Origin of the sequence: Microbacterium pumilum, assembly GCF_039530225.1 — a bacterium.
GTDB classification, from domain to species: Bacteria; Actinomycetota; Actinomycetes; order Actinomycetales; family Microbacteriaceae; genus Microbacterium; species Microbacterium pumilum.
In genome coordinates, this window is the sequence record NZ_BAAAOH010000001.1 from 2,512,899 (window position 1) to 2,538,076 (window position 25,178).

Here is a 25,178-nt window from a genome sequence, read left to right on the forward strand (position 1 = left end):
GGCCTCCTAGAACACCCCGCCTATGACGAGCGCGATGTCTGTTCCTCTGACTCGCATCTCTCCGGCGTTGGGGTTCTGGGACTTCACCTGCGTGAACGGGTCCGGGGCGCCATCCCAGAACTCGTCGTACGAGATCGTGAAGCCCTCGGCTGCCGCCGCATCCCTCGCCTGGGCGAGCGTCTTGCCGCTCAGGTCGGGGATCGCGAACAGCGGTGGACCACTCGACACCACGAGCGTGACGGTTTCGCCGGGTTTCAGCCATCCGTCGTCGGGCCGGATCAGACGGATGACCTGGCCCGCAGCGACGGTGTCGCTCGCCTCGGTCTGGTCCTCGGCCACGACCAGGTTGAGGCCCTCCAGGGTGCTGCGAGCAGCCTCCGCGCTCTGACCCGCGACATCGGGGATGATCCCGAGCGACACCCACAGCGTCGCCTTGTCGCCCTGGTGGGCGGTGCAGCCCTCGCCGCACGCATAGGCTTCCGAGCCGTCGGCGGGCGCGAGCATCGTGCCGACGACGAGACCGGCAGCCGAACCGGTGTACCAGGTCTCGTTCTCGTCGGCGACGTCGATCACATTCGACTGCAGGATGCCGCGGGCCTCTGTCTCCGTGTGGCCGATGAGCTTCTCGATCGTCACTTCGGCCGGGCCGAGGGAGACCAGCACGGTGACCTTCGAGTCTTTGTCGACGCGGGTGCCGCTGGTCGGCTCGGTGCCGACGACGATTCCAGGCTCGGCATCGAGACTGCTCACGCCCTTCTCGACCGCGACGAGGGAGTCGTCGGCCAGGCGTGACTCAGCCTCGGCGAAGGTGAGGTTCTCCACATCCGCCACCGCCACCAGCGAACCCGGGCCCGAGCCGAACCACCAGCCGGCCGCCGCCGCGAGCGCGGCGAGCAGGATGACGAGCGTGATCAGCCACCACCCCTTGCCCTGCCGTCGCCTGGTGGCGCGGCGCAGGCGGGTGACGTTGTCGATGTCGCCGATGGTGGATGTCGGGCCGGTGGCGGTGAGCGGCAGCACCGTGGTGAGCTCGCCCGTCGTCGTGGCCTCGCGGATGGTGCCGGTCTGCGCGGTGCGGGCGATCACCGGGGTGATGCCGAGGTCGCGTTCGATCTCGCGCAGCCGGGTCAGCATCTCACCCGCGTCGACCGGGCGCTCATCGGGCGACTTCTCCGTCGCCCACAGCACGAGTTCATCGAGCTGCTCGGGTACCCCGGGATTCTTGACGCTCGGACGCGGCACCGAATCCGTCGCGTGCTGGAAGGCGATCTGCATGGGCTGCTCGCCTTTGTACGGCTGTTCGCCGGTCAGCATCTCGTAGAGCATGATGCCGAGGGAGTAGATGTCGCTGCGGGCGTCCGCGGTGCCGCGTGTGACGAGCTCGGGAGCGAGGTAGGCGATCGTGCCGAGCAGCTGGGCCCCGGTCGCCGTGTTCGCAGTGGTGGCACGGGCGAGCCCGAAATCGCCGATCTTGATCCGGCCGTCTTCTGCGAGGAGCACATTCTCGGGCTTGACGTCGCGGTGGACGATTCCCGCGCGATGCGCCGCCGACAACCCCGACAGGATCGCGTCCATGATCGTGATCGTCTGCGGGACGTTCAGCCTGCGCTGCTCGCGCAGCAGCTCGCGCAAAGTGATGCCGGGCAGGTACTCCATGACGAGGTACGCCATGTCGCCGTCCTGCCCCTGGTCGAAGACGTTGACGACGTGCGGGTCCGCGAGGCGGGCGGCCGCTCGAGCCTCTTGGATGAAGCGGCTCTGGAAGACGGTGTCGTCGCTCAGGTGACCATGCATCACCTTGAGCGCGATCCGCCGCTCGAGTCGCAGGTCGGTCGCCACATACACGGTCGCCATCCCTCCGCGCGCAATGCGTGCGCGGACCCGGTATCGGCCGTCGACGAGTCGGCCGATGAGCGGGTCGGTCTGCTGACTCGTGCTCACGCTGAGAGTCTACGGACGGGTACCTGCGAGGACGCGGAGCGGCTCACCCCGCTGTCGAGAGCGCCGCGCGTCAGCCGACCGCGGCAAGCCACGCCCAGGCCGACTTCTCCCACTTCGCGTAGGCGTCGGGATAGGCGGAGATCTGAACTGCCTGAGCCGCCTGCGCGAAGGTCAGACCCTGCCACCCGGGGATGTCGAGGAGTCCCTTCGTGCGGCTGCCGTTGGGGTCGGATGCACCGCCGTAGAAGGCCTTCACGGCCCGGACCGGGTCGCTGACCTCGGCCGCCGTGCCCCACCCGGTGCTTGGGCGCTGCTGGAAGAGCCCCAGCGAGTCCCGGTCGCCCCGGTCGAGATTGCGCATCGAGGACTCCTGCATCGCGGTGCCGAGTGCGATCGCGATGCCGCGGTCGGGCACACCCAGCTCGCGCCCGACGCGCACGATCAGCTGGGCGTTGGCGATCTGCTCGCCGTCGAGGCCGGCGCTCGCTGCTGCGGGTGCGGCAGCCGCGGGCATCGCACCGGGAATCGTGATCGTCTGACCGGGGTAGATGATGGACGACCACCCGAGCTTGTTCGCGGCGAGGACCGCCTGAATCGAGACACCGTGACCGGCGGCGATCGAGCTGATCGTGTCCCCGGCCTTGATCTTGTAGCTGCCGCGGGCAGCGGGCGCGGGCGCCTTCGGAGCTGCAGGTGCCGCAGCCGGCGCCTGCGGCGCGGCTGGTGCGGAAGCGGGAGCGGCCGCGAGCGCCGCCTTGCCCGGAATGACGAGTGAGTTGCCCGGGTAGATGATCGAGGACCATCCCAGCCCGTTCGCCGACAGCACCGCTTGGATCGAGACCCCGTGGCGGCTCGCGATCGCGCTGATGGTGTCACCGCGCTGGACGGTGTAGGTGCCGGATGACGCAGCCGGTGCGGCCGGGGCGGGAGCTGCGGGCGCGGCAGCGGCGGGCTTCGAGCCCGTGAGGCGCAGCACGTCGCCGGGGTGGATGATCGACCTCCAGCCGAGGCCGTTCAAGGCCAGGAGGTCGACGGTGCGGAGTCCGAACCGGGTCGCGATCGCACTGACGGTGTCGCCCTGCCTGACCGTATATGTCGCCGGGACGGCGCTCGCCACGACGCGGAGTGTGAGTCCGGAGCCGTGCGCCGAGGCGGGGAGCGCACGCAGCATCCGCTCGTCGGACCGGGTCTCGCTGGCATTCGCGGGTGTCGCGCTCAGAACGAGCGCAATGGATCCGGCGAGCGCAACAGGCACTCCTCCGGCGAGGACGCGCGAAGTGCGCCCACGGTGGATGTGGTGTTCGGGTCGCAAGAGATTCCCCCCTCTATCGACTCAGCAAACCGTGTCACGGAAGTGAATTAGTGTCAACTGATGCTACGCAAGGGGCTCAAGTGACCAATGGGGCGGATGTGACTGGGCAACCGGGATGCACAGGGATCGTTCCGGTGGGATAGTGGCTGGGTGACCGCTGACTCCGCGCCGCGAATCCAGACCGATTGGCTCAGCCTTCCCGAACTCGTGGAGGTGCTGGACGAGCCGCTCGGCCGTGTACGGCGCCTGCTCGACGAATCCCAGCTCGTCGCCACCCGACGAGACGGCGCACTGAAAGTGCCTGCCGTCTTCATCGTCGACGGACATCCGCTCTCATCGCTGCGAGGCACGATCTTCGTGCTGCACGATGCGGGATTCACCGACGACGAGGTCATCGACTGGCTGCTGGAGCCGGACGACTCGATCGGCATCCCGCCCATCGAGGCGCTGCGCGCAGGTCGAAAGAGCGAAGTGCGGCGCGTGGCGCAGAGTCTCGCCTGACGCCGGTTCGACGGGCACAGCGACCGGGGCGCACGCTCAGGTGACGCGGACCGTCGCAGACCGCGCGAGATCCCTCAGTTCGCCGACGGCACCGTTGCCGAGACGCGCTCCGGAGAGGGCACGGTCCGCTTCGCGGGCGTACTCCGCGATGAGTGCCTCGACGCGGTCGAGCGCTCCGGTGTCGGTGATGGTGCGCTGCAGCGATGCGATCTGATCGGCATCGAGATCCGGATCGCCGATGAGCTCGTCGACGATCCGCCGTGCCGACGGTGCGAGCGCTTCGCGTGCGAACGCGACGAGCACCGTACGTTTGCCCTCGCGTAGGTCGTCGCCGGATGGCTTGCCGGTCTCGCGCTCGTCGCCGAAGACTCCGAGCACGTCGTCTCGCAACTGGAAGGCCATGCCGAGTGGATGGCCGAATGCCGCCAGCGCCGCGGACTGCGGTGCATCGGCCCCGGCGAGCGCGGCGCCGAGCGCGAGCGGCCGCTGCACGCTGTAACGCGCGGACTTCAACGACGCGACGCGAAGCGCCCGGTCCGCATGCCGATCGTCGGGCTCGGAACGGAACGCAGACTCCTCGGCGATATCGAGGAACTGGCCGAGCGTGACTTCGCGTCGCATCGCCGCGTACTCCTCGCGTGCGGCCGGCGCGTGCGATCCGACGGCGGCGGCGAGCGCCTCCTCGAGCAGGTCGTCGCTCCACGCCACGAGCAGATCGCCGAGCAGGATGGCCGACGATCGCCCGAAGGCTGCGGCATCCCCGACCCATCCCGCCGAGCGATGCGCGCCCTCGAGCGCCCGATGCGCCGCCGGGCGCCCGCGGCGCGTATCCGAGTTGTCGATCACGTCGTCATGGACGAGCGCAGCGGCGTGGAACACCTCGAGCGCCGCAGCCGCTGTCACCACCGACGACGGTGCGTCGGCAGCGGGATTCGACGCTTCGGCGATGGCTCGCCAGCCCGCGATGCAGAATCGTCCGCGGAGTCGTTTGCCACCGGTCACCGCGACCGTGGCCGCGTCGACCAGAACGGCCGCCTCGGCGCCGAACTCGGCCGCTGCGCGGCGCTGACCTCCGATAAAGATGTCCAGTCGCTGGGAAATCGCTTCGACCGGGTCGATGGAGGCTGTCACGGGCCTAGCCTAGTGATCCAGGGCACGCGTAGAATCGACGTGATCGAGCCACCAGAGGGGGATGAATGCCACTCTCCGAACAGGAGCAGCGACTGCTCGATGAGATGGAACGCCATCTCATGCGCAATGACGCGGACGTCGTCAGTGCGCCCCGCGACGGTCGCACGCTGAGTTATCGCAACATCGTGTACGGCACCGTCCTGGTGCTGCTCGGTCTGGGCGGGCTCATCGTGGGCGTCGCCATCGGCCCCCAGGTCGCCGGCATCATCGTCGGAGTCCTCGGCTTCCTCGTCATGCTCGGCGGCGTCATCCTGGCCGTCACGCCGACGCGCGCCGTCGCGCCGTTGCCCACCGAGCCGGCGCGACCTACGGCCGTACCGCCTCGCGCCAATTCCTCCTTCATGGATCGTATGAACGACCGGTGGGACAAGCGGCAGGGCGAGCGCTGATCCGCATCCACCACTGAGTTCTACAGCTGAGCACCGACCTCCGGGTCGGTGCTTTTGTTTGCGCGGACGGTGGTGACGACTCCCCACCAGCGGATGCCGGCGGCGTTGCCGCGCATCGAATGGGTGACAAAGTGGAGGAAAGTGGAGTAACGTGGCGGGCAACCCGGGGGGCCGGAACAAAGGGGGGTGATGGCGGATGCTGTTGGGCACGCACACTCCCAAACTCGACGACAAGGGCCGCGTCATCCTCCCGTCGAAGTTCCGGGATGACCTCGGGGCCGGCATCGTCGTCACGCGTGGACAGGATCGTTGCCTGTACGTCTTCAGCACGCAGGAGTTCGAGCGGATCCATGAGCGGATCCGCGAGGCACCGCTGAGCAACAAGACGACGCGCGACTTCCTTCGAATGTTCCTGTCGGGCGCCAGCGCCGAGAAGCCCGATAGCCAGAACCGCATCACCATCCCCCCTCCGCTGCGCTCGTACGCCGGCCTCGAGCGCGACCTCGTCGTCACGGGCGTCGGCGCTCACGCCGAGATCTGGAACGCCGAAGCCTGGGCCACCTACGCCGAAGGCAATGAAGAGAGCTATGCCGAACTGGAGCAGGAGGTGATTCCGGGCCTGTTCTGAGGCCCCCCGGTCCTGACTCCCAGCCGCTCCCGCCCTGACGCACTTCCCCGGCGCCAGGTCAGAGCGGATGGGGATCAGGGCCTGGGGACCGGGACCCGACATCATGAACCTCCGCGACATCCATACCCCGGTACTGCTCGATCGCTGCATCGAGCTGCTCGCCCCCGCGCTCGAGCGCGACGGTGCCGTCTTCGTCGACGCCACACTCGGCATGGGCGGGCACTCCGAGGCTTTTCTCGAGCGCTTCCCGGCGCTGCGGCTCGTCGGCCTCGATCGCGACCAGGATGCCCTGCGCATCGCCCGCGAGCGTCTGGCACGCTTCGCCGACCGTGTCACGCTCGTGCACACCGTCTACGACGGCATCGCGGAGGCCGTGGCATCTGCCGGATTCGACGCGGCCGACGCGATCCTCTTCGATCTCGGCGTCTCGTCGCTGCAGCTCGATGTCGCCGACCGCGGCTTCGCCTACTCGCAGGACGCGCCGCTCGACATGCGGATGGACCAGTCCACCGGTACGACGGCGGCAGACATCCTCGCGACGTATGGCGAAGGCGACCTGCGCCGCATCTTCGAGCGGTACGGCGAGGAGAAGCTCGCCGGCCGTTACGCGCGCGCCATCATCGCGGCGCGGGCCCAGGCGCCGATCGAACGTTCGGGGCGCCTCGTCGACATCCTCGTGACCGCGACGCCCTATGCCGCGCAGCGCACCGGCCACCCCGCCAAGCGTGTGTTCCAGGCGCTGCGCATCGAGGTCAACCGTGAACTGGCGGTGCTCGAGCGGGCGATCCCTGCGGCTCTCGGCATCCTGCCGGTGGGCGGCCGGATCGTCGTGCTCGCCTACCAGTCGCTCGAGGACCGGCTCGTCAAGCGCGAGTTCGCGCGGTCTTCGGCATCGACGGCGCCATCCGGGCTGCCGGTCGAGCTGCCCGAGCACACCCCTCGCTTCCGGCTGCTGGTCAAGGGTGCGGAACTCGCGCCCGACGACGAGCGAGCCACGAACCCGCGTGCGACGTCCGTGCGGCTCCGCGCGGCCGAGCGAGTGGAGGCGGCGGTATGAGCGCCACGGCGACCGTACGTCCGGCGGCAGCACCCGCACCGCGCCGGAAGGATGCGCCGCGCGAACGCCTGCGCGTCGTCGAGGCGCCGGCGCGTCGGCGACGGCCGCGCCAGCTCTACGGGATCGTGGCGGTGCTCGGGGCCATCACGATCGGTGCGGCTCAGATGACGCTGTCCATTCTCACGACCCAGACGTCCTACGAGCTGTCATCGCTGGCCGGCGAGCAGCGGACCCTGACGTATCAGAAGCAGATGCTCTACGACGATGTCGCGGGCCTCAGCTCGCCGCAGTACCTGGCGGCGAACGCCGCCGCCCTCGGCATGGTCATCGACGAGTCGCCGAACTATCTGCGGCTGAGCGACGGCGCGCTCCTCGGCGCCGGCGATGTGTCGCTCGGCAAGTCGTCCGTCGATGCGATCGGCCGCGGAGTCGTCGCGAACGCGCTCATCACCGACACGCCGCTCGTCACCGACCCCGACGCCACGATCGAGGGCGTCCCGGTCGAGACACCCGCGGACAACAAGACCGGTGGCAAGAAGGCCGGCGGCAAGAAGGCCGCAGTCGCGAACACTCCGGCGCCGGTGACGGACGGACTCCCCACCCCGAGCACACACTGATCACATGGTGACGAGAGCAACGCGAAGCCCCCGCCGACGAACGGTCGTCGCGCTCGCCGTCGTGCTGGCGGTGCTGGCGGGCTTCATCGTGCGACTCGTCGACATCCAGGTCGTGAATGCCGATGAGCACATCGCAGAGTCGCTCGAGCACGCCCTCGGCGGCTCGCAGACGCTCTACGGCACGCGTGGATCGATCGTCGACCAGACCGGTCAGACGCTTGCGGGGAGCGTGCTGGAGTACGACTGTCAGCTGGACCCACTCCTGATCACCCAGATCGATCAGGACATCCTCGCCGAGACCTCGACCGCGAAGCCGTGGTCCGTGGTCTCCGTCGCGATCGCCGAGCTGACGGGCCAGAAGGTCAAGAAGGTTCAGAAGATCGTCGCGGACGCACTCGCGGAAGACGCCGGGTCACGGTACGCGATGCTCGCCCGCGGACTTTCCACGCAGGTCTACCGCGGCCTCGCCGACCTGGGCGTGCCGTACCTCGCCTGTCTGCAGCATCCGGCGCGCACATATCCGGACGGCGCCGTGGCCGGCAACCTCGTCGGCTTCATGGGCACCGACGGGGAGGCCCTCGAGGGCCTCGAGATGACCGAAGACTCCTGCCTCGCCGCCACCAACGGCACGCTCGCCTTCGCGCGCGGCAAGGACGGCGTGATCATTCCCGGCACGCAGCGCACGCAGCCTGCGGTGAACGGGGGAACGCTGCAGCTCACGATCAACCGCGACCTGCAGTGGTACCTGCAGCAGCTCATCGGCGAGCAGGCGCAGGACATGGGCGCGAAGAGCGGCGGGATCATGGTCGTCGAGACCGCCACCGGCAAGATCCGCGCCGCCGCGGAGTGGCCGAGCGTCGACCCCAACGATGTGACCGCCTCGAAGCCCGCGAACCGCGGCAGTCGCATCTTCCGGGCCTCGTTCGAGCCGGGGTCGACCTTCAAGGCGCTGACCGCATCCACCGTGATCGACGCCGGCGGTCAGTCGCCGACATCGACGGTCGTCGCCGCGAGCACCGAGATCTTCCCCAACGGCGCCCGCGTGCAGGACTCGTTCTCGCACGGGCCGTACACCTACACCCTCGCGGGTGTGCTGATCGACTCATCGAACGCCGGCATCTCCAAGTTCAGCGAGCGGGTGAGTCCCGAGACACGCTACGACTACTTCAAGAAGTTCGGCATCGGCGATGGCAGCGCCGTCGGCTTCAACGGCGAGCAGTCGGGCCTCATCTGGCCCGTCGATCAGTGGGACAACCAGACCATCTACAACACGGCGTACGGTCAGGGCCTCACCACCACGATGCCAGAGCTGGCCGGAGCCTACGACGCGATCGCCAATGACGGGGTGCGGATGCCGCTTTCGCTCGTGGAGTCGTGCACGACCGCCGACGGGCAGGTCGTCGAGCCGACGCTGCCTGATCCGGTGCGGGTGATCAAGAAGTCGACGGCGGCGCAGATGCGCGAGATCCTCGAGAACGTCGGACTCCAGGCCCTCTATGCCGATGCCATCAAGATCCCGGGCTACCGGATCGGAGTCAAGACGGGCACCGGCGAGAAGTCCAACGGCAGCGGTGGATACAAGGCCGGGGCGTACTACACCACGATGATCGGCATGGCACCGGCGGAGGAGCCGGAGTACATCGTCATCGTCACTCTCGATGAGCCGACGAAGGTAAAGTCGTCTGCGGCCAACGCGACCGCGTTCCAGAAGGCCATGACGCAGGTCCTCAAGACGTATCGCGTCATGCCCTCCACGACGGCGCCGGAGCTGCTGCCCAAGTTCGGGTGACACCTCCGATCCGGCCGGAGAACACATGATCGCCCTCACCCTCACACAGCTCGCCCACGCCGTCGGCGGCGAGATCCTGCTCGCCCCCCGCGACACCCCCGACACCGTGGTCTCCGGCGCGGTCGACACCGACTCGCGGCTCATCGGGCCCGGAGGGATCTTCGTCGCCAAGCCCGGTGAAGAGACCGATGGACACCTGTTCGTCGGGGCCGCCGTCGACGCGCGCGCGGTGGTCGCCATCGTCGAGCGGCCCGTCGCGGCGACCGTCACCCAGGTCGTCGTGCCTGATGTCGTCGCGGCCCTCGCCGACCTCGCCCGCGAGGTCGTCGCGCGCGTCCGCGAGCGCGGAGACCTCCGGATCGTCGGCATCACCGGCTCGAACGGCAAGACCACGACGAAGAACCTCCTCGCGCGAATCCTCGAGCCCGAAGGCGAGACGGTGTCGCCCAAAGCATCGTTCAACAACGAGGTCGGCGCGCCGCTCACGATGCTTCGCGTCACCGAAGGCACGAGATACCTCGTGAGCGAGTTCGGCGCCAGCGCGCCCGGCGAGATCGCCAGGCTGGCGGGGCTGGTCGAGCCCGACCTCGGCGTGGTGCTCATGGTCGGCATGGCGCACGCCGGAGGCTTCGGCGGGATCGAGGCGACGCTCGCGGCCAAGTCCGAGCTCGTCCGGGCGCTGCGTCGCGGCGGGTTGGCGGTGCTGAACGCCGACGACGCGCGGGTCGCGTCGATGGCGCCGCTCGCGGCAGAGCGGGATGCGGCCGTCCGCTGGTTCGGGCGGGGCCCCGCCGCCGACGTGCGGGCGGATGATGTCGAGGTGACCGCGGCCGGCACGACGTGCGTCGTGACCGCCGACGGCGAGTCGCTGCCGCTGCGCCTTCGCGTGCTCGGTGAGCACCACGTCATGAATGCGCTGGCCGCGATCGCTGCGGCCACCGCGCTCGGCGTGCCGCTTGCCGCGTGCGTGGACCGGCTGGAAGCCGTCGAGATCGCGGAGCGCTGGCGCATGCAGCCGCTCGGGTCCGAGCGGGTGCGCATCATCAACGACGCCTACAACGCCAGCCCCGACTCGATGTCGGCAGCCCTCCGCACCCTCGCGCAGATCACCGGCCCTGGCGAGCGGACGGTCGCCGTGCTCGGCGCGATGAGCGAGCTCGGCGAGTACGCCGAGGACGAGCACGACCGGGTGGGCCTCCTCGCCGTGCGTCTCGGCATCCAGCGCATCGTCATCGTGGGCGCCGGCGCCCGGAGGATGTTCCTCGAGGCCGTGGCGCAGGGATCGTGGGACGGCGAGGCCGTCTTCTTCGCCACGGCAGACGAGGCGTACGACTACCTCATGGGCGAACTGCGGGATGGCGACCGCGTGCTGGTCAAGTCCTCGAACTCCGCAGGTCTCCGGTTCCTCGGCGATCGTCTGGGAGAATCGTTCTCGTGAGATCACTCCTGACGGCAGCCGCGATCTCGCTCGCATTCACCCTGTTCCTGACGCCCGTCTTCCTGAGGCTGTTCCGGAAGTGGGGCTGGGGCCAGGTCATCCGGACGCCCGAAGACATCCGCAATCCGAGCCACGGCGAGAAGCGCGGAACGCCCACCATGGGCGGCACGATCTTCATCATCGGCACCATCGTGGGCTACCTCGTCGGCTGCTACACGGGCAACAACCCTCCGACGATCTCGGGATGGCTCGTCCTCTGGATGATGGTCGGCTTCGGCATCGTCGGCTTCATCGACGACTACATGAAGGTGCGCCGGCAGCGCAGTCTCGGGCTCACCGGCTGGCGCAAGATCGTCGGCCAGATCATCGTCGTCGTGCCGTTCGGCGTCGTCGCGCTGATGCTCCCCAACGCGTGGGAAGCAACACCCGCGTCCCCGTACATATCGGTGTTCCGTGACATCCCGGCGCTCTGGTTCTTCGTGCTCGGCCCCGTCGTCGGCTGGCTGCTGTACCTCGCATGGGTCACGTTCATCGGCGTCGCATGGTCCAACAGCACGAATGTCACGGACGGGCTGGACGGCTTGGCCGCCGGAGTCGGCATCTTCGTGACCGGCGCATACAGCCTCGTCGTGTTCTGGCAGTTCAACCAGAGCTGCCAGGCGCCGCAGATCCTGGCCGACACCGCGAACGCGTGCTACGCCACCCGAGATCCGTTCGACCTGGCGATCGTGTCGGCGTCCTTCGCCGCTGCGCTGATCGGCTTCCTCTGGTGGAACGCGCCGAAGGCGAACGTGTTCATGGGTGATGTCGGCTCCATGGCGATCGGCGGCGTCATCGCCGCGATGTCGATCCTGTCGCGCACCGAGCTGCTCGGAGTGCTCATCGCCGGCGCCTTCATCATCGGCCCGGGCTCGGTCATCCTGCAGCGGCTGTACTTCAAGATCACCCGCGGAAAACGGCTCTTCCTGATGAGCCCGTTCCATCACCATCTCGAGATGCGCGGCTGGTCCGAGATCTCGATCGTGGTTCGGATGTGGATCATCGCGGGCCTGCTCGCGGTCTCGGGCGTCGGCCTGTTCTACGTCGAGTGGCTTGCGCAGACATGAGCGCACGCCCCCGTTCAGAATCCCGGCTCGACGACCTCACGAGCTGGCGCGCGGATTGGAGGGGCCTGCGCGTCGCGGTGCTCGGTCTCTCGGTCACCGGCTTCTCCGTCGCTGACACGCTCGCCGAGCTCGGCGCAGACGTCCTCATCGTCACCGAGAAGGCCGACGGGGAGTACGAGCGTCTGCTCCCCGTGATCGGCGCGCGGCTGTGGACCGGCTCACTCGAAGGCGTTCCACAGGACCTCGTGGACTTCGCACCCGAGGTCGTCGTCGCGTCGCCCGGGTTCGCGCCGGCGCACCCGCTCATCCGGTGGGCGCAGGAGTCGGGCGTCGCCGTGTGGGGCGACATCGAACTGGCGTGGCGGGTGCGCGACAAGGTGCTGCGAGCGGATGGATCGCCCGCCGACTGGATCCTGGTGACGGGCACCAACGGCAAGACGACGACCACGAGACTCGCCGCGACCATGCTCGTCGAAGGCGGGCTCCGCGCGGCACCGGTCGGCAACATCGGCACGCCCGTGCTCGACGCCGTGCGCGACCCGAGCGGCTTCGACGCCCTGGTCGTCGAGCTCTCCAGCCACCAGCTCTGGTACCTGGGACTCCAGGGCGGTCCCGACCCGGTCTCACCGCACGCGAGCGTGTGCCTCAACCTCGCCGACGACCACCTCGAGTGGCACGGCTCCGCCGAGGCCTATCGCGATGCCAAGGCCCACGTGTACGATAACACCCGCGTCGCGTGCGTCTACAACAAGGCGGATGCCGCGACCCGGCGCATGGTCGAAGACGCCGAGGTCGTCGAGGGCGCTCGTGCGATCGGCTTCGACCTCGGCGTGCCGGGGCCGAGCGACCTGGGAGTCGTGGACGGCATCCTGGTCGACCGTGCCTTCCTCGAGGATCGGCGCACCAGTGCGCTCGAGCTGACCACCGTCGCCGAGCTGGCGGGACTCGGACTGGCCGCACCGCATGTCGTGGCCAACATCCTCGCGGCGTCGGCGCTCGCGCGCTCGCTCGACGTCGGGCCCGCGGCGATCCGCGAAGCGCTGCGCGGCTTCCGGCTGGATCCGCATCGCATCGAAGTCGTCGGCCTCGCCGCCGGCGTCACCTGGGTCGACGACTCGAAGGCGACGAACCCGCACGCCGCCGCCTCATCGCTCGCGGCCTACCCGGGCGCTGTCTGGATCGTCGGCGGTCTGCTCAAGGGCGTCGACATCACGGAACTCGTGGCCACGCGGGGTGCGGGCGCCAAGGCCGCCATCGTCATCGGGGTGGACCGGGAACCCGTCGTCTCCGCGTTCGCGCGACACGCGTCCGGGGTGCCCGTGTTCGAGGTCGACGCCGATGAGACTGAACAGGTCATGGCACGGGTCGTCGAACTGGCGGCGGGAATCGCACGTGACGGGGACGTGGTACTGCTCGCCCCCGCCGCGGCATCCTTCGATCAATTCGCCTCCTATGCCGACCGGGGTCGCCGCTTCGCGGCGGCCGTGAGTGATCTGATCGGAGCGGGGGCTGAGGATGACGACGACCCAGCCGCGGACCCCTCCTCCGCTGACGACGCCTGACCGCCCGCAGAAGCGGGGACTCGCGGCGCGCGTCTCGCTCGGCAAGGTGTTCGCGCCGGTCCCGAGCGAGTTCCTGCTGATCGCGTCGACCGCGCTCATGCTCACCGGCTTCGGGCTCGTGATGGTGCTGTCGGCGACTTCCGCCACCGCGACGGCGGCCGGCGAGCCGCCGTACGACGCGGTGATCAAGCAGGCCGTGTTCGCCGTGATCGGCATCCCCCTCATGTTCATCGCGAGCCGCCTGCCGGTGGCGTTCTGGAAGCGTGTGGCATGGCCGGCGCTCATCTTCGCGACGATCTTCCAGCTGCTGGTGTTCACGCCACTCGGCGTCTCGGCGCACGGAAACCGCAACTGGATCATGATCGCCGGCATCCAGGCGCAGCCCGCCGAGTTCCTGAAGCTCGGTCTCGCACTCTGGCTCGGCTACGTCCTGTACCGCAAGCAGACCCTGCTCGGGCTGTGGCGACATGTCTACATCCCCGTCGTCCCGGTCACCATCGCGGTCATCGCGACGGTCCTCGCAGGGCAGGACCTCGGCACCGCCATGGTCCTCGTGCTGATCGTGCTGGGCGCGCTCTTCTTCTCGGGCGTGAAGCTGCGGATCTTCATCCTCCCCGCGATCGCCGCGGTGGTCGCCGTCGGCCTCTTCGCCGTCACGAACCCCAACCGGCTCGCTCGCATCATGAGCTTCCTCGACCAGGACTGCATCGCCGACTACTTCGACAGCTGCTATCAGCCGCTCCACGGCGTGTGGGGCCTCGCCGGCGGCGGGATCTTCGGGCTCGGGCTGGGCAACTCACGCGAGAAGTACGACTGGCTCCCGGCCGCGGCGAACGACTACATCTTCGCGATCGTGGGCGAAGAGCTCGGACTGATCGGCTGCGCCGTCATCCTCGCGCTGTTCGCGCTGTTCGCCGTCGGCGCGTTCCACGTCATCCGCAAGACCGACGACCCGTTCGTGCGGATCGTCTCCGGCGGAATCACGGTCTGGATCGTCGGGCAGGCGCTCATCAACATCGGCGTCGTGCTGCGCGTCTTCCCGGTGCTGGGTGTGCCGCTGCCGTTCATGTCGCAGGGCGGCACATCGCTGCTGTCGGTGCTCGTCGCCTCGGGAGTGCTGCTCGCATTCGCGCGCTCCCTTCCCGCGAAGCGACCGGTCCAGCCCGTCCGTCGCGTCGCTCCGGTGCGCGCCGCTCGGTAGAGTCACCGGGTGACGACGTACCTCCTCGCCGGCGGCGGCACCGCCGGTCATGTCAACCCGCTGCTCGCGGTCGCCGACGCGCTGCGCGATCGTGATCCGGATGCCGTGATACTCGTGCTCGGAACCCGCGAGGGTCTCGAGGCGAGACTGGTGCCGGAACGCGGCTTCGAGCTGCTGTTCGTCGACAAGGTGCCCTTCCCACGGCGACCGAACCGCGACGCGGCCGCGTTCGTCACGCGCTTCCGCCGCGCCGTCGCCCAGGTCCGCGCGCATCTCACGTCCCGCGACGTCGACGTGGTGGTCGGCTTCGGCGGCTACGCCGCGGCACCCGCGTACGTCGCCGCACGGCGCCTGAAGGTGCCGGTGGTGGTGCACGAGGCGAACGCCAAGCCGGGCATGGCGAACGTCCTCGGTGCGCGCACCGCCGCACGAGTGGGTGTCGCGTTCCCCGGAACGCCGTTGAAGCGCTCACAGACCGTCGGGATGCCGCTCCGCCGGGAGATCGTCGGGCTCGACCGCGCCGCGCAGCGCGCCGAGGCGACGGAGCTGTTCGGTCTGGATCCCGATCGTCCGATCCTGCTCGTGTTCGGCGGGTCGCTGGGCGCCCTCAGGCTCAACGAGGCGTTCGGCGACGGGCACGGCGCCGCCTGGCGAGACGTCGTCGCGGCCGGCTGGCAGCTCATCCATGTGACGGGGGAGCGCTCCGAGCTCATCGACCCCGGTGCCACCGGATACGCGATGCGGCGATACGTCGACCGGATGGACCTCGCATTCGCGGCGGCCGACCTCATCGTGTCGCGGGCCGGTGCAGCCACGGTGAGCGAGATCAGCGCTCTCGGCATCCCCGCGGTCTACATCCCGTACGCCGTGGGCAACGGGGAGCAGGCGCTCAACGCCGCGGCCGCCGTCCGTGCCGGAGCCGCGATCCTCATCCCGGACGGGGAGTTCACGGCAGACCGCGTGCGCAGCGAGGTCATTCCGCTTCTGCTCGACGACCATCGGCGTGCCGCGATGACCGAGGCCGCGGCATCCGTCGGCACGCGCACGGGCACCGAGAACGTCGTCGCCATGATCGACGAGGCGCTGAGCGCCTGACCCACCGGCCCGCGACCAGCCGGCGCCGCATCCGCCGCGGGCGAGACGATCGCGCGCCCGCCGACACTGACGGAGTGAGACCGCAGCGCCGCGAACACGAGGAGGACCCGATGTCGAACGCCCTTCGCCGAATGGGAGCGCCCGCGGCGGCGCTCCTGCTCCTCGCTCTCGCCGGCTGTGCGACCGGCACGCCCGCGGCCCTCGACCTTCCGCCCTCGTGCGGCGAGTACACGCTGGGTCAGGGCGAGAGCATCCCCGATGAAGCGGTGGACTGCATGGCCGCGGCGGGCGAGGCCGGCGCGACGCTCACCGTCACGTCGCCCACGACCGAAGGCGACCCGATCCTGACCGTGTACACGGCGATGCCCGACGGCTCCGTCGAGGTTTACGCCGACATGACCGAAGACCGCTTCGGAGGCGGCATCTCGGTGCAGATCTGCCCCGAAGCGGTCTCGGTGCTCGACCTCGGCGGCTGCGAAGAGGAGCCCGTCGACTGACCGGCGATGACCACCCCAGCGCGCCCTGACCGGGGCTGCACGGACCCAACCTAAGATTGACGGGTCATGATCAGACCCGACTTGAGCCTTCCCATTCCCGAGCACATCGAGGCCGCGCACTTCATCGGCATCGGCGGTTCGGGCATGTCGGGGCTCGCGCGCATGTTCCTCGAGCGCGGCATCCGAGTGTCCGGCTCCGACCGCTCCGACAGCCAGGCGCTCCGTGATCTCGCCGCCCTCGGCGCGCGCGTGCACGTGGGCCACGACGCCGCGAACCTCGGCGACGCCGACACCGTCATCCACACCGGTGCGATCTGGCCCGAGAACCCGGAGTACGCGACCGCGAAAGAACGCGGGATGCCCGTGATCCACCGCTCGCAGGCGCTCTACTGGCTGATCGGCGGGCGCCGACTCGTCTCGGTCGCCGGCGCTCACGGCAAGACCACCTCGACCGGCATGATCGTGATGGCGCTGCAGACGCTCGACGCCGACCCCACGTTCGTCAACGGCGGCGTCATCTCGCAGCTCGGCATCTCGAGCGGAACCGGGTCGGACGACCTCTTCGTCATCGAGGCCGATGAGTCCGACGGCACGTTCCTGCTGTACGACACGTCCATCGCCCTCGTCACGAATGTCGACCCCGATCACCTCGACCACTACGGCACAGACGACGCGTTCCACGACGCGTTCGCCACGTTCGCGAACCGGGCGAGCGAGGCCGTCGTCATCTCAGCCGACGACCGCGGTGCGCGAGTCGTGACCGATCGCCTCACCCACCGGAACGTGATCACGTTCGGCGAGTCGGATGCCGCGAACGTCCGGGTCACCGACATCCTCACCGACGGCCCCGTCTCGTTCACGGTCACGTACGACGGCGCATCGGTCGCCGGCCGCCTGCCCATCCCGGGAGCGCACAACGCGATCAACGCCGCCGGCGCGGTCGCCGTGCTGCTGACGCTCGGCCACGGCCTCGAGCCGGCGGTGCGGGCCGTGGAACGGTTCGAGGGCACGGTCCGGCGCTTCGAGCTGCACGGTGTAGAGCGGGGGGTCAGCGTCTTCGACGACTACGCGCACCACCCGACCGAAGTCGCCGCCGCGCTCGAGGCGGCGCGCACCGTCATCGGCGACGGGCGGATCATCGCGATACAGCAGCCGCACACCTACTCGCGGACGCAGGAGATGTACCGCGAGTTCGCCGAGGTACTCGAGCGCTATGCGGACCACACCGTGATGCTCGACGTGTACGGGGCCCGTGAGGACCCGGTGCCGGGTGTGACGGGCGAGCTCGTGTCGGGCGCGTTCGCCGATCCGTCGCATGTCCACTTCGTCGCCGATTGGCAGCAGGCGGCCGACTACACCGCGACGGTCGCCCGGGACGGTGACTACGTCATCACCCTCGGCTGCGGCGACGTGTACCGGATCATTCCTCAGGTGCTCGACTCCCTGGCACGGACCGCTCCGGCGGATCCGGGGGAGTAGCCCCGCATGCGTCGGCCATCCCCGTTGCCGCCCACCGGCCGTGCCGCTCCGGCAGCCGACTCGGCGTCGGAGCCGGATGTCGAGACGTCCGCGCGACCGCTCGGCACGGGCGGCGCGGCGACGGTCGTCGAGGGTGCAGCGGCGCGGGGTGGTGTTGCGACCGGGTCGGTCACCGAGTCGGCGTCGGATGCCGATGAGCAGCCGTCCACGGGATCAGACTCCGCCGCGGCCGAGGATCGCCCTGCGGCGCCGGTCATCCCGCTCGGCTCGGCGGAACGCCCCGCAGAGCTCGACACGGCGGCGGGGCAGGGCCCGGCCGTCGAGACGCCCGATGCCGCAGACCCGCGCGTCGGGATCCGCGAAGTGTGGCGTGCGGCGCGAGCCCGCCGGCGGGCGCTGCGCGCGGAGGTACGCCGCTTCACGGTTCGCCAACGCCGGCGCCGCGCGGTGTGGCTGGGTGTCGCGGCATCGATCGTCGTCCTCGTCCTGCTGACGCTCGGCGCGGCCTACAGCCCGCTGTTCGCGGTGGAGACGATCACGGTGGAGGGCGCGTCGCAGCTCGACGCGGACGCCGTCGAGCAGGCGCTCGCCGATCAGCTCGGCACCCCCATGCCGCTCGTCGACGAGAGCGCCGTCAAGGCGGCGCTGGTGACCTTCCCGCTCGTCGAGTCGTACTCGCTCGAGGCCCGGCCACCGCACGAACTCGTGGTGCGGATCGTCGAGCGCACACCGGTCGGCTCGATCGAGAGTCTGGCCGGTTACACGCTCGTCGATGCGGCCGGCGTCGCCCTGTCGACCACACCGCAGCAGGTCGCAGGCAGCCCCCTGCTGACAGTCGACGGCGGCACCGACTCCAAGGCCTTCGAGGCGGTGGGCCAGGTGATGCGGTCGCTGCCCGCGGCCATTCGCGCACAGGTGACGGCGGTCGCGGCATCCACCCCCGACGATGTCACGCTCACGCTCGGCGGAACCAATACGCAGGTCGTGTGGGGGAGCGCAGAGGATTCCGCGCTCAAGGCCGTGGTCCTCCAGTCGACGATGGCCGCGCGTCCACCGGAGTCGGTGAGCGTGTACGACGTGTCATCGCCCCGCGCCGTCGTCGTCAGCTGAACCCGCTCGCACCAGTTCGACTGCGGGATGTCGCGACACGCCCACGATGCTCCGGCCTGAGCATCCGCGTCCGCTTACTTTCAATTCAGGAATTGCATACCGGGCAATTCTTTATACCTCTACTAGAGGTTGAAGGTTTTTTCACAGGTTCGGACAGACGGAGGCCGGCATGAGCCAGAACCAGAACTACCTCGCCGTGATCAAGGTCGTCGGCGTCGGTGGCGGCGGCGTCAACGCCGTCAATCGCATGATCGACCTCGGACTGCGCGGGGTCGAGTTCATCGCGATCAACACCGACGCTCAGGCGCTGCTGATGAGCGATGCGGACGTCAAGCTCGACGTCGGCCGCGAGCTCACCCGCGGCCTCGGCGCGGGAGCCGACCCCGAAGTGGGCCGGCGCGCGGCAGACGACCACGCGGAAGAGATCGAAGAGGCGCTCCGCGGCGCCGACATGGTCTTCGTCACGGCCGGCGAAGGGGGTGGCACCGGAACCGGTGGAGCGCCCGTCGTCGCCAAGATCGCGAAGTCGATCGGCGCTCTCACCATCGGCGTCGTGACCAAGCCCTTCTCATTCGAGGGACGTCGTCGACAGCAGCAGGCTGAGACCGGTGTCGCGAAACTGAAGGAAGAGGTCGACACGCTCATCGTGGTGCCGAACGACCGGCTCCTCGAGATCAGCGATCGCGGCATCTCGATGATCGAGGCGTTCGCCACGGCAGACCAGGTGCTCCTCGCCGGTGTGCAGGGCATCACCGACCTCATCACGACCCCTGGTCTCATCAACCTCGACTTCGCCGACGTCAAGTCGGTCATGCAGGGAGCCGGATCGGCACTCATGGGCATCGGCTCGGCCCGCGGCGCGGATCGCGCCATCAAGGCCGCCGAGCTCGCCGTCGAGTCGCCGCTTCTCGAGGCGTCCATCGAGGGTGCGCACGGCGTGCTGCTGTCGATCCAGGGCGGTTCGAACCTCGGAATCTTCGAGATCAACGATGCGGCGCAGCTCGTCAAGGAAGCAGCACACCCCGAGGCGAACATCATCTTCGGCACCGTGATCGACGACACGCTCGGCGACGAGGTGCGCGTCACGGTGATCGCGGCGGGCTTCGACGGCGGCGAGCCGTCTCTGCGACTCGACCCCGTCACGGCATCGCGGGTGATCTCGACTCCGGTCGTGCCATCGACGCCTGCCGTCGCGGCCGCTGCCGAGGCTGTACGCGAGAACGAGCCGGTGCCGGTCGGCGCCGTCGTGCCCGACGGAAGCTACGACTCGGCATTCGGGGACGATGATCTCGACATCCCCGACTTCCTGAAGTAGATCGTCGACAGGCTCAGGGACCGCGGTCATCACGCATGCCATCGCTCCCTGAGCCTGTCGAGGTGCTCGCCGCCCGCCTTGCGGACGTCGATGCCCGGATTGCGGATGCCGCGCGCGCCGCGGCCAGAGACCCCGCCGCGATCACGCGCATCGTCGTGACGAAGTTCCATCCGGCATCCGTCGTCCAGGCTCTCCATGACCTCGGAGTGCGCGATGTCGGTGAGAACCGCCAGCAGGAGTTCAGCGACAAAGTCACGCTCGTCGGCGACCTGCCCGGCTTGCGCTGGCACTTCATCGGGCAGGCGCAGTCCAACAAGGCACGGGCGATCCGGGCGGCGGCATCCGTCGTCCATTCGGTCGACCGCGTCCGCATCGCGGACGCCCTCGACGCCGCGGCGGCCGAGGACGACCCCGTGCTCGACGTACTGCTGCAGGTGAACCTCACCGACGACCCCGCGCGCGGTGGTGTCGCGCCCGATTCGGTCGAGTCACTCGCCGCGCACACGGCAGGATGCCGCACCCTCCGGGTCCGCGGGGTCATGGCGGTCGCGCCGCTCGATGAGAACCCCGCCGCGGCCTTCGAGCGGCTGAGCACGTACGCAGACCGGGTCCGGGCGGTCGTCCCGCACGCGGATTGGATCTCCGCCGGTATGACGGCGGACTTCGTCGAAGCGATCGCGGCAGGCGCGACACACCTGCGGATCGGCTCGGCAATCACGGGACCGCGCCCCCTGCGCGGTTAACCTCGGAACAGATGAGCACAACGGAGGATGCGATGTCGAACCCGCTCAAGAAGACCATGGTGTACCTGGGCCTCGCCGACGAGGAAGAGGTCTACGAAGAGCCCGCGCCGCAGCCGCGCGGTCGCAAGACCGAGACCGCCGTCGAGAAGACCGCGACGGTGACCCCGCTGCACCGGCCCACCGTGGTCCGTCAGCCCGCACCGTCCGCGATCAGTGAGATCCTGACCGTGCACCCGAAGCAGTACCGCGACGCGCAGGTGATCGCCGAGAACTTCCGTGACGGCATCCCCGTCATCATCAACCTCTCGCAGATGAGCGACGCCGACGCGCGCCGCCTCATCGACTTCGCGAGCGGACTGTCACTGGGCCTCTACGGACGCATCGAGCGGGTCACCAGCAAGGTCTTCCTGCTGTCGCCCGAGAACGTCGCGGTGTCGGGTGAGGGAGCGGTTGCACAGGCGGATGCGGACGCGGTGCCCTTCACTCAGCCGTAATCTGTCTATGTGGCAGTCGTTCAACTCATCGCATCCATCGTCAACATCGCACTGCTGCTTTTCGTGTTCGTGCTGTTCGCCCGGCTGATCCTGGACTGGATCCCGTTCTTCAACCGGGAATGGCGTCCCAAAGGCGCGGGCCTCGTGGCAGCCGAGGCCGTGTACACCGTGACCGATCCACCCATCAAGCTGTTCCGGCGTCTCATCCCGCCGCTGCGGGTGGGCGCTGTCGCGATCGATTTCGGATTCGCGCTGACCATGCTGCTGTGTTTCATCCTGCTCGCGGTCACGCGCACGCTCGCGGGCTGAGAATCCTCCCGCGACTCGGTGATTGCCCTTCCACACTCGCCGGATCGCCCGACTATGCTTGCCTGATACGACCAGCCGGAGATGGCGCGGTCGCCCCGGAATCGGCCAGCGACCTGAGCGCTCGAAAGAGGAACCACCATGGCATTGACCCCCGATGACGTCGTCACCAAGCAGTTCCAGCACGTTCGCTTCAAGGAGGGTTTCGACCCGGATGAGGTCGATGACTTCCTCGACGAGATCGTCGTGGAGTGGCGCAAGGCGATTGCTGAGAACGACGAGCTGAAAGCGAAGCTCGCAACGTACGAGTCCGGTGCGACACCCGAAGCACCTGAGGCTGAGCCCGTCGCAGCTGCTGCCCCGGCCCCGGCTGCGGCGCCCGAGACATCCGCATTGGCTGCTCCCGCCGCGAGCGCCGGCATCATCGAGCTGGCCCAGCGCCTTCACGACGAGCACGTCGCCGAGGGTCTCGCGCAGCGCGACAAGCTCGTCGCCGATGCGAAGGCCCAGGCCGCCCAGATCGTCGGCGACGCCGAGGCCCGCGGTCGCGAGGAGCTCGCGAAGCTCGAGCGCGAGCGCACCGGGCTCGAGGGCCGCATCTCCGAACTGCGTCAGTTCGAACGCGACTACCGCGCCCAGCTGCGCAGCTACATGGAGGGCAAGCTTCGCGACCTCGAGACCATGACGACCACCTCGGGATCGACGCCGGTCTCAGCCATCGGCCTCTAGGCCGGCCTTTGACAGGCCGCCCGCCACTTCGTCCATCGGCGGCCGGCGCCATCATCGCGGTTCTCGCGCTGGTGGTGCTGGCCGCTGATCAGTTCACGAAGTACCTCGCCCTCGCGAACCTGCCGCCCGAACAGCCGGTTCACGTGATCGGCGACTTCCTGATCTTCTACCTCATCCGCAATCCCGGAGCGGCGTTCTCGCTCGGCGAGGGCGTCACGTGGGTCTTCACGATCGCGCTCACGGCGGTTGCCGTGATCATCGTGTGGCTTGCCGCAACACGTGTCCGGTCGCGACTGTGGGCGGTGGCGCTGGGCCTGCTGCTCGGCGGCGTGCTGGGAAACCTGACGGATCGCGCGCTGCGCGAACCCGGGTTCCCCGTCGGTCACGTGATCGACTTCATCAACACGCCATGGATGATGCCGGCGATCTACAACGTCGCCGACATGTTCATCGTCACCATGATGATCGGCGTCGCGATCCTCGTGCTGTTCGGCCTTCGCCTGGACGGTCGGCGAGACCACCGGGCGAACGCCGAGGCGGGGGACGGCGACACGCCCCCGGCGGACGGCTCCGAGACCGCCGAGACCGCTGACCCCGCCGAGACGGCGTCGAGCTCTGCGACGGCAGCGGAGGATCCGCCGGGCACGACGGCGAAGGACTGACGTGGAGTCGCGCAGCCTTCCCGTTCCGGACGGTCTCGACGGCACCCGTGTGGACGCCGCGCTGGCCAAGATGCTCGGCTTCTCGCGGACGTTCGCGGCCGACGTCGCCGAGGCCGGCGGGGTGAGCATGGACGGCCGCGTGCTCTCGAAGTCGGACAAGCTCCATGCCGGTGCGTGGCTCGACGTCTCGTGGGCACCCAAAGAGGAGCCTCGCGTGATCCCGGTCGAGGTGCCCGATCTCGCGATCGTCTACGACGATGACGACATCGTGGTGGTCGACAAGCCCGCGGGTGTCGCCGCGCACCCGTCCGTCGGATGGGAGGGGCCCACCGTGCTGGGCGCCCTGGCCGCCGGCGGCTACCGCATCGCCACGACCGGCGCGGCCGAGCGGCAGGGCGTGGTCCACCGGCTGGACGTCGGCACGTCGGGGCTGATGGTGGTCGCGAAGACCGAGCGCGCCTACACCGTCCTCAAGCGGGCTTTCAAGGAGCGCGAGGTCGAGAAGATCTACCACGCCGTGGTGCAGGGGCATCCCGACCCGCTTGCCGGAACGATCGACGCGCCGATCGGCCGGCACCCCACGCATTCGTGGAAGTTCGCCGTGACGCCCGAGGGCAAGGATTCCGTTACGCACTACGAGACGCTCGAGGCGTTCCACGGCGCCTCGCTGCTCGAGATCCACCTCGAGACCGGGCGCACGCACCAGATACGCGTGCACATGGCGGCGCACCGGCATCCCTGCGTCGGCGACCCGCTCTACGGCGCCGACCCGACCCTTGCGGCGCGTCTCGGGCTCACCCGCCAGTGGCTCCATGCGCACCAGCTGTCTTTCGCGCATCCGAGCACGAGGGACTGGGTGACCTTCACGTCCGAGTATCCCTCTGACCTGGCGCACGCACTCGAGGTGCTGCGCGCCGAGTAGCCGGTGTCGGATGCCGGTGGGACAGTGGTCGAATGACGATCGAGGTGCGTCCGGCATCCGTGTTCGAAGATGTCAAGAAGATGGTCGGGCCCAAGAAGCCCGACTCGAATGTGTGCTGGTGCCTCAGCTACCGCATCCCGTCGAAAGAGAACCTCGCCCTCGCAGGGCAGGCGCGGGGCCGTAAAGTCGCCGCGCTGATGAAGCAGGGTCCACCGGGTGTGCTGGCGTATGACGGCGACGAGGTGGTCGGGTGGGCCGCGGTCCACCCTCGCGCCGACACGGCATTCGCGACCAACCGCAGGATTCCGCACGTGGATGATGTCGACGTGTGGTCGGTGTGGTGCATCCGTGTCCGTCCGGGGCATCGTGGCGAAGGCATCTCGCATGCGCTTCTCCGAGGCGCGGTGGATTTCGCCCGCAACAGCGGTGCGCCGGCGATCGAGGGGTACCCGGTCGACAACAAGGGCGAGAGGGTCGATCTCACGATGGCGTACGTCGGCACACGCAGGCTTTTTCAGAAGGCCGGGTTCCGCAAGGCGGCTGACACCGACTCGGTCCTGAACGGCTTTCCGCGCGTGCTCATGCGGCTCGATCTCGGCTGAACCGTCGGAGTGGTCGCCTCAGCGGCCACCCTCGAAGTGAGCTGGGTCGTCCTCCGCCATCGCGAGCGCGATGCGGCGAACGTGATCCGCGTCGAGGTCCCCGAGCTCTTCGAGCTTGCGGAAGCCGACCTCGGTCAGTTCGCCGTCGGCGGGGTGCGGCTCACCGGATACCCACGAGCAGCGGAAGACCAGATCGAGGTAGTCCACCTGGTCTCCATTGGCGTAGGTCACGCGCGGCACAGTCTGTACGAGCGCCAGGCGCTCGGCGCGCACCACGATGCCGGCCTCCTCCAGGCACTCCCGCACCGCGGCGTCCGCCGGCTCCTCCTGCGGATCCACGATGCCCGAGACGCACTGCACCCGCCCGTTGTCGGCGCGACGCCCGACCAGCACCTTCTCGCCGCGGAAGACGACCGCGGTCACGCCCACGAGCGACAGCGGATCCTGCCCGATGCGCCGGCGCAGATCGAGGACGAAGTCAGGGGTCGGCAT

The 25,178-nt window shown here is 69.0% G+C and carries 26 protein-coding genes; 22 read left to right on the top strand and 4 right to left on the bottom strand.

What is annotated here, in order from left to right:
• Window positions 1-6: 6 nt before the first annotated feature.
• Entirely contained in the window at window positions 7-1,941 is a 1,935-nt protein-coding gene (gene pknB, locus ABD188_RS11085; protein WP_344061902.1) for a Stk1 family PASTA domain-containing Ser/Thr kinase, read from the bottom strand.
• 70 nt (window positions 1,942-2,011) lie between these two features.
• A complete protein-coding gene (locus ABD188_RS11090; RefSeq protein WP_344061905.1) occupies window positions 2,012-3,196 on the bottom strand; it encodes a LysM peptidoglycan-binding domain-containing protein in 1,185 nt (394 codons plus the stop codon).
• 207 nt (window positions 3,197-3,403) lie between these two features.
• Between ABD188_RS11090 and ABD188_RS11095 the strand changes: the two genes are divergently transcribed.
• Window positions 3,404-3,754, top strand: coding sequence for an Rv2175c family DNA-binding protein (locus ABD188_RS11095; RefSeq protein WP_344061908.1), 351 nt, complete (start codon window positions 3,404-3,406; stop codon window positions 3,752-3,754).
• A 36-nt stretch (window positions 3,755-3,790) separates the two neighbouring features.
• Here the strand turns inward: ABD188_RS11095 and ABD188_RS11100 are convergent, their stop codons facing one another.
• Window positions 3,791-4,885 carry a polyprenyl synthetase family protein gene (locus ABD188_RS11100; RefSeq protein ID WP_344061911.1) on the bottom strand — a complete coding sequence of 365 codons (1,095 nt, stop codon included), beginning with the start codon at window positions 4,883-4,885 and terminating at the stop codon, window positions 3,791-3,793.
• Between the two features lie 65 nt (window positions 4,886-4,950).
• Here ABD188_RS11100 and ABD188_RS11105 point away from each other — a divergent pair, with 65 nt between their 5' ends.
• The 21 genes from ABD188_RS11105 to ABD188_RS11205 all read left to right on the top strand — a co-directional run bounded on the left by ABD188_RS11105 (window position 4,951) and on the right by ABD188_RS11205 (window position 24,686).
• Entirely contained in the window at window positions 4,951-5,334 is a 384-nt protein-coding gene (locus ABD188_RS11105; protein WP_344061913.1) for a DUF3040 domain-containing protein, read from the top strand.
• Window positions 5,335-5,530: 196 nt separating this feature from the next.
• Window positions 5,531-5,962 carry a division/cell wall cluster transcriptional repressor MraZ gene (mraZ, locus tag ABD188_RS11110; RefSeq protein WP_344061916.1) on the top strand — a complete coding sequence of 144 codons (432 nt, stop codon included), beginning with the start codon at window positions 5,531-5,533 and terminating at the stop codon, window positions 5,960-5,962.
• A gap of 103 nt (window positions 5,963-6,065) precedes the next feature.
• A complete protein-coding gene (gene rsmH, locus ABD188_RS11115; protein ID WP_344067032.1) occupies window positions 6,066-7,019 on the top strand; it encodes a 16S rRNA (cytosine(1402)-N(4))-methyltransferase RsmH in 954 nt (317 codons plus the stop codon).
• The gene (gene ftsL, locus ABD188_RS11120) at window positions 7,016-7,636 is read left to right on the top strand and encodes a cell division protein FtsL (protein ID WP_344061919.1); all 621 of its coding nucleotides are present in this window, start codon (window positions 7,016-7,018) and stop codon (window positions 7,634-7,636) included. The genes rsmH and ftsL overlap by 4 nt, the downstream gene beginning before the upstream one ends.
• A 4-nt stretch (window positions 7,637-7,640) precedes the next feature.
• The gene (locus tag ABD188_RS11125; RefSeq protein ID WP_344061922.1) at window positions 7,641-9,425 is read left to right on the top strand and encodes a peptidoglycan D,D-transpeptidase FtsI family protein; all 1,785 of its coding nucleotides are present in this window, start codon (window positions 7,641-7,643) and stop codon (window positions 9,423-9,425) included.
• A 25-nt stretch (window positions 9,426-9,450) separates the two neighbouring features.
• Window positions 9,451-10,863, top strand: a complete 1,413-nt coding sequence (locus ABD188_RS11130) for a UDP-N-acetylmuramoyl-tripeptide--D-alanyl-D-alanine ligase (RefSeq protein WP_344061925.1) — start codon at window positions 9,451-9,453, stop codon at window positions 10,861-10,863.
• On the top strand, window positions 10,860-11,969 hold the full coding sequence (gene mraY / locus ABD188_RS11135; RefSeq protein WP_344061928.1) for a phospho-N-acetylmuramoyl-pentapeptide-transferase: 1,110 nt from the start codon (window positions 10,860-10,862) through the stop codon (window positions 11,967-11,969). The genes ABD188_RS11130 and mraY overlap by 4 nt, the downstream gene beginning before the upstream one ends.
• Entirely contained in the window at window positions 11,966-13,531 is a 1,566-nt protein-coding gene (gene murD / locus ABD188_RS11140; protein ID WP_344061930.1) for a UDP-N-acetylmuramoyl-L-alanine--D-glutamate ligase, read from the top strand. The genes mraY and murD overlap by 4 nt, the downstream gene beginning before the upstream one ends.
• Window positions 13,485-14,732 carry a putative lipid II flippase FtsW gene (gene ftsW, locus ABD188_RS11145; RefSeq protein WP_344061933.1) on the top strand — a complete coding sequence of 416 codons (1,248 nt, stop codon included), beginning with the start codon at window positions 13,485-13,487 and terminating at the stop codon, window positions 14,730-14,732. The genes murD and ftsW overlap by 47 nt, the downstream gene beginning before the upstream one ends.
• A gap of 9 nt (window positions 14,733-14,741) precedes the next feature.
• A complete protein-coding gene (locus ABD188_RS11150) occupies window positions 14,742-15,827 on the top strand; it encodes a UDP-N-acetylglucosamine--N-acetylmuramyl-(pentapeptide) pyrophosphoryl-undecaprenol N-acetylglucosamine transferase (protein WP_344061936.1) in 1,086 nt (361 codons plus the stop codon).
• Window positions 15,828-15,937: 110 nt separating this feature from the next.
• Window positions 15,938-16,324: a hypothetical protein gene (locus ABD188_RS11155; protein WP_344061939.1), complete on the top strand. Its 387-nt coding sequence runs from the start codon at window positions 15,938-15,940 to the stop codon at window positions 16,322-16,324.
• 66 nt (window positions 16,325-16,390) lie between these two features.
• Entirely contained in the window at window positions 16,391-17,803 is a 1,413-nt protein-coding gene (murC, locus tag ABD188_RS11160; protein ID WP_344061942.1) for a UDP-N-acetylmuramate--L-alanine ligase, read from the top strand.
• Window positions 17,804-17,809: 6 nt separating this feature from the next.
• Entirely contained in the window at window positions 17,810-18,913 is a 1,104-nt protein-coding gene (locus ABD188_RS11165) for an FtsQ-type POTRA domain-containing protein (protein WP_344061945.1), read from the top strand.
• Window positions 18,914-19,082: 169 nt separating this feature from the next.
• The gene (gene ftsZ / locus ABD188_RS11170; protein WP_344061948.1) at window positions 19,083-20,228 is read left to right on the top strand and encodes a cell division protein FtsZ; all 1,146 of its coding nucleotides are present in this window, start codon (window positions 19,083-19,085) and stop codon (window positions 20,226-20,228) included.
• Window positions 20,229-20,263: 35 nt separating this feature from the next.
• Complete coding sequence (locus tag ABD188_RS11175) at window positions 20,264-20,971, top strand: YggS family pyridoxal phosphate-dependent enzyme (RefSeq protein ID WP_344061951.1); 708 nt, start codon at window positions 20,264-20,266, stop codon at window positions 20,969-20,971.
• Window positions 20,972-21,003: 32 nt separating this feature from the next.
• Entirely contained in the window at window positions 21,004-21,465 is a 462-nt protein-coding gene (locus ABD188_RS11180) for a cell division protein SepF (RefSeq protein WP_344067035.1), read from the top strand.
• A gap of 9 nt (window positions 21,466-21,474) precedes the next feature.
• Complete coding sequence (locus ABD188_RS11185) at window positions 21,475-21,774, top strand: YggT family protein (protein ID WP_344061954.1); 300 nt, start codon at window positions 21,475-21,477, stop codon at window positions 21,772-21,774.
• A 138-nt stretch (window positions 21,775-21,912) separates the two neighbouring features.
• A complete protein-coding gene (locus ABD188_RS11190) occupies window positions 21,913-22,500 on the top strand; it encodes a DivIVA domain-containing protein (RefSeq protein ID WP_344061957.1) in 588 nt (195 codons plus the stop codon).
• Window positions 22,501-22,508: 8 nt separating this feature from the next.
• Complete coding sequence (lspA, locus tag ABD188_RS11195) at window positions 22,509-23,162, top strand: signal peptidase II (RefSeq protein WP_344061960.1); 654 nt, start codon at window positions 22,509-22,511, stop codon at window positions 23,160-23,162.
• 1 nt (window position 23,163) lies between these two features.
• Entirely contained in the window at window positions 23,164-24,084 is a 921-nt protein-coding gene (locus ABD188_RS11200) for an RluA family pseudouridine synthase (RefSeq protein ID WP_344061963.1), read from the top strand.
• Between the two features lie 32 nt (window positions 24,085-24,116).
• Window positions 24,117-24,686, top strand: a complete 570-nt coding sequence (locus tag ABD188_RS11205; RefSeq protein WP_344061965.1) for a GNAT family N-acetyltransferase — start codon at window positions 24,117-24,119, stop codon at window positions 24,684-24,686.
• Window positions 24,687-24,704: 18 nt separating this feature from the next.
• Here ABD188_RS11205 and ABD188_RS11210 read toward each other — a convergent pair whose 3' ends face one another.
• A complete protein-coding gene (locus ABD188_RS11210) occupies window positions 24,705-25,178 on the bottom strand; it encodes an NUDIX hydrolase (RefSeq protein WP_344061969.1) in 474 nt (157 codons plus the stop codon).

What these genes read in the sequence shown, in the direction of transcription:
- ABD188_RS11105 (WP_344061913.1), top strand. Translation starts at nt 4,951, where the DNA reads ATGCCACTCTCCGAACAGGAGCAGCGACTGCTCGATGAGATGGAACGC.
- mraZ (WP_344061916.1), top strand. Translation starts at nt 5,531, where the DNA reads ATGCTGTTGGGCACGCACACTCCCAAACTCGACGACAAGGGCCGCGTC.
- rsmH (WP_344067032.1), top strand. Translation starts at nt 6,066, where the DNA reads ATGAACCTCCGCGACATCCATACCCCGGTACTGCTCGATCGCTGCATC.
- ftsL (WP_344061919.1), top strand. Translation starts at nt 7,016, where the DNA reads ATGAGCGCCACGGCGACCGTACGTCCGGCGGCAGCACCCGCACCGCGC.
- ABD188_RS11125 (WP_344061922.1), top strand. Translation starts at nt 7,641, where the DNA reads ATGGTGACGAGAGCAACGCGAAGCCCCCGCCGACGAACGGTCGTCGCG.
- ABD188_RS11130 (WP_344061925.1), top strand. Translation starts at nt 9,451, where the DNA reads ATGATCGCCCTCACCCTCACACAGCTCGCCCACGCCGTCGGCGGCGAG.
- murD (WP_344061930.1), top strand. Translation starts at nt 11,966, where the DNA reads ATGAGCGCACGCCCCCGTTCAGAATCCCGGCTCGACGACCTCACGAGC.
- ftsW (WP_344061933.1), top strand. Translation starts at nt 13,485, where the DNA reads ATGACGACGACCCAGCCGCGGACCCCTCCTCCGCTGACGACGCCTGAC.
- ABD188_RS11155 (WP_344061939.1), top strand. Translation starts at nt 15,938, where the DNA reads ATGTCGAACGCCCTTCGCCGAATGGGAGCGCCCGCGGCGGCGCTCCTG.
- murC (WP_344061942.1), top strand. Translation starts at nt 16,391, where the DNA reads ATGATCAGACCCGACTTGAGCCTTCCCATTCCCGAGCACATCGAGGCC.
- ABD188_RS11165 (WP_344061945.1), top strand. Translation starts at nt 17,810, where the DNA reads ATGCGTCGGCCATCCCCGTTGCCGCCCACCGGCCGTGCCGCTCCGGCA.
- ftsZ (WP_344061948.1), top strand. Translation starts at nt 19,083, where the DNA reads ATGAGCCAGAACCAGAACTACCTCGCCGTGATCAAGGTCGTCGGCGTC.
- ABD188_RS11175 (WP_344061951.1), top strand. Translation starts at nt 20,264, where the DNA reads ATGCCATCGCTCCCTGAGCCTGTCGAGGTGCTCGCCGCCCGCCTTGCG.
- ABD188_RS11180 (WP_344067035.1), top strand. Translation starts at nt 21,004, where the DNA reads ATGTCGAACCCGCTCAAGAAGACCATGGTGTACCTGGGCCTCGCCGAC.
- ABD188_RS11190 (WP_344061957.1), top strand. Translation starts at nt 21,913, where the DNA reads ATGGCATTGACCCCCGATGACGTCGTCACCAAGCAGTTCCAGCACGTT.
- ABD188_RS11205 (WP_344061965.1), top strand. Translation starts at nt 24,117, where the DNA reads ATGACGATCGAGGTGCGTCCGGCATCCGTGTTCGAAGATGTCAAGAAG.
- ABD188_RS11210 (WP_344061969.1), bottom strand. Translation starts at nt 25,178, where the DNA reads ATGCCGACCCCTGACTTCGTCCTCGATCTGCGCCGGCGCATCGGGCAG.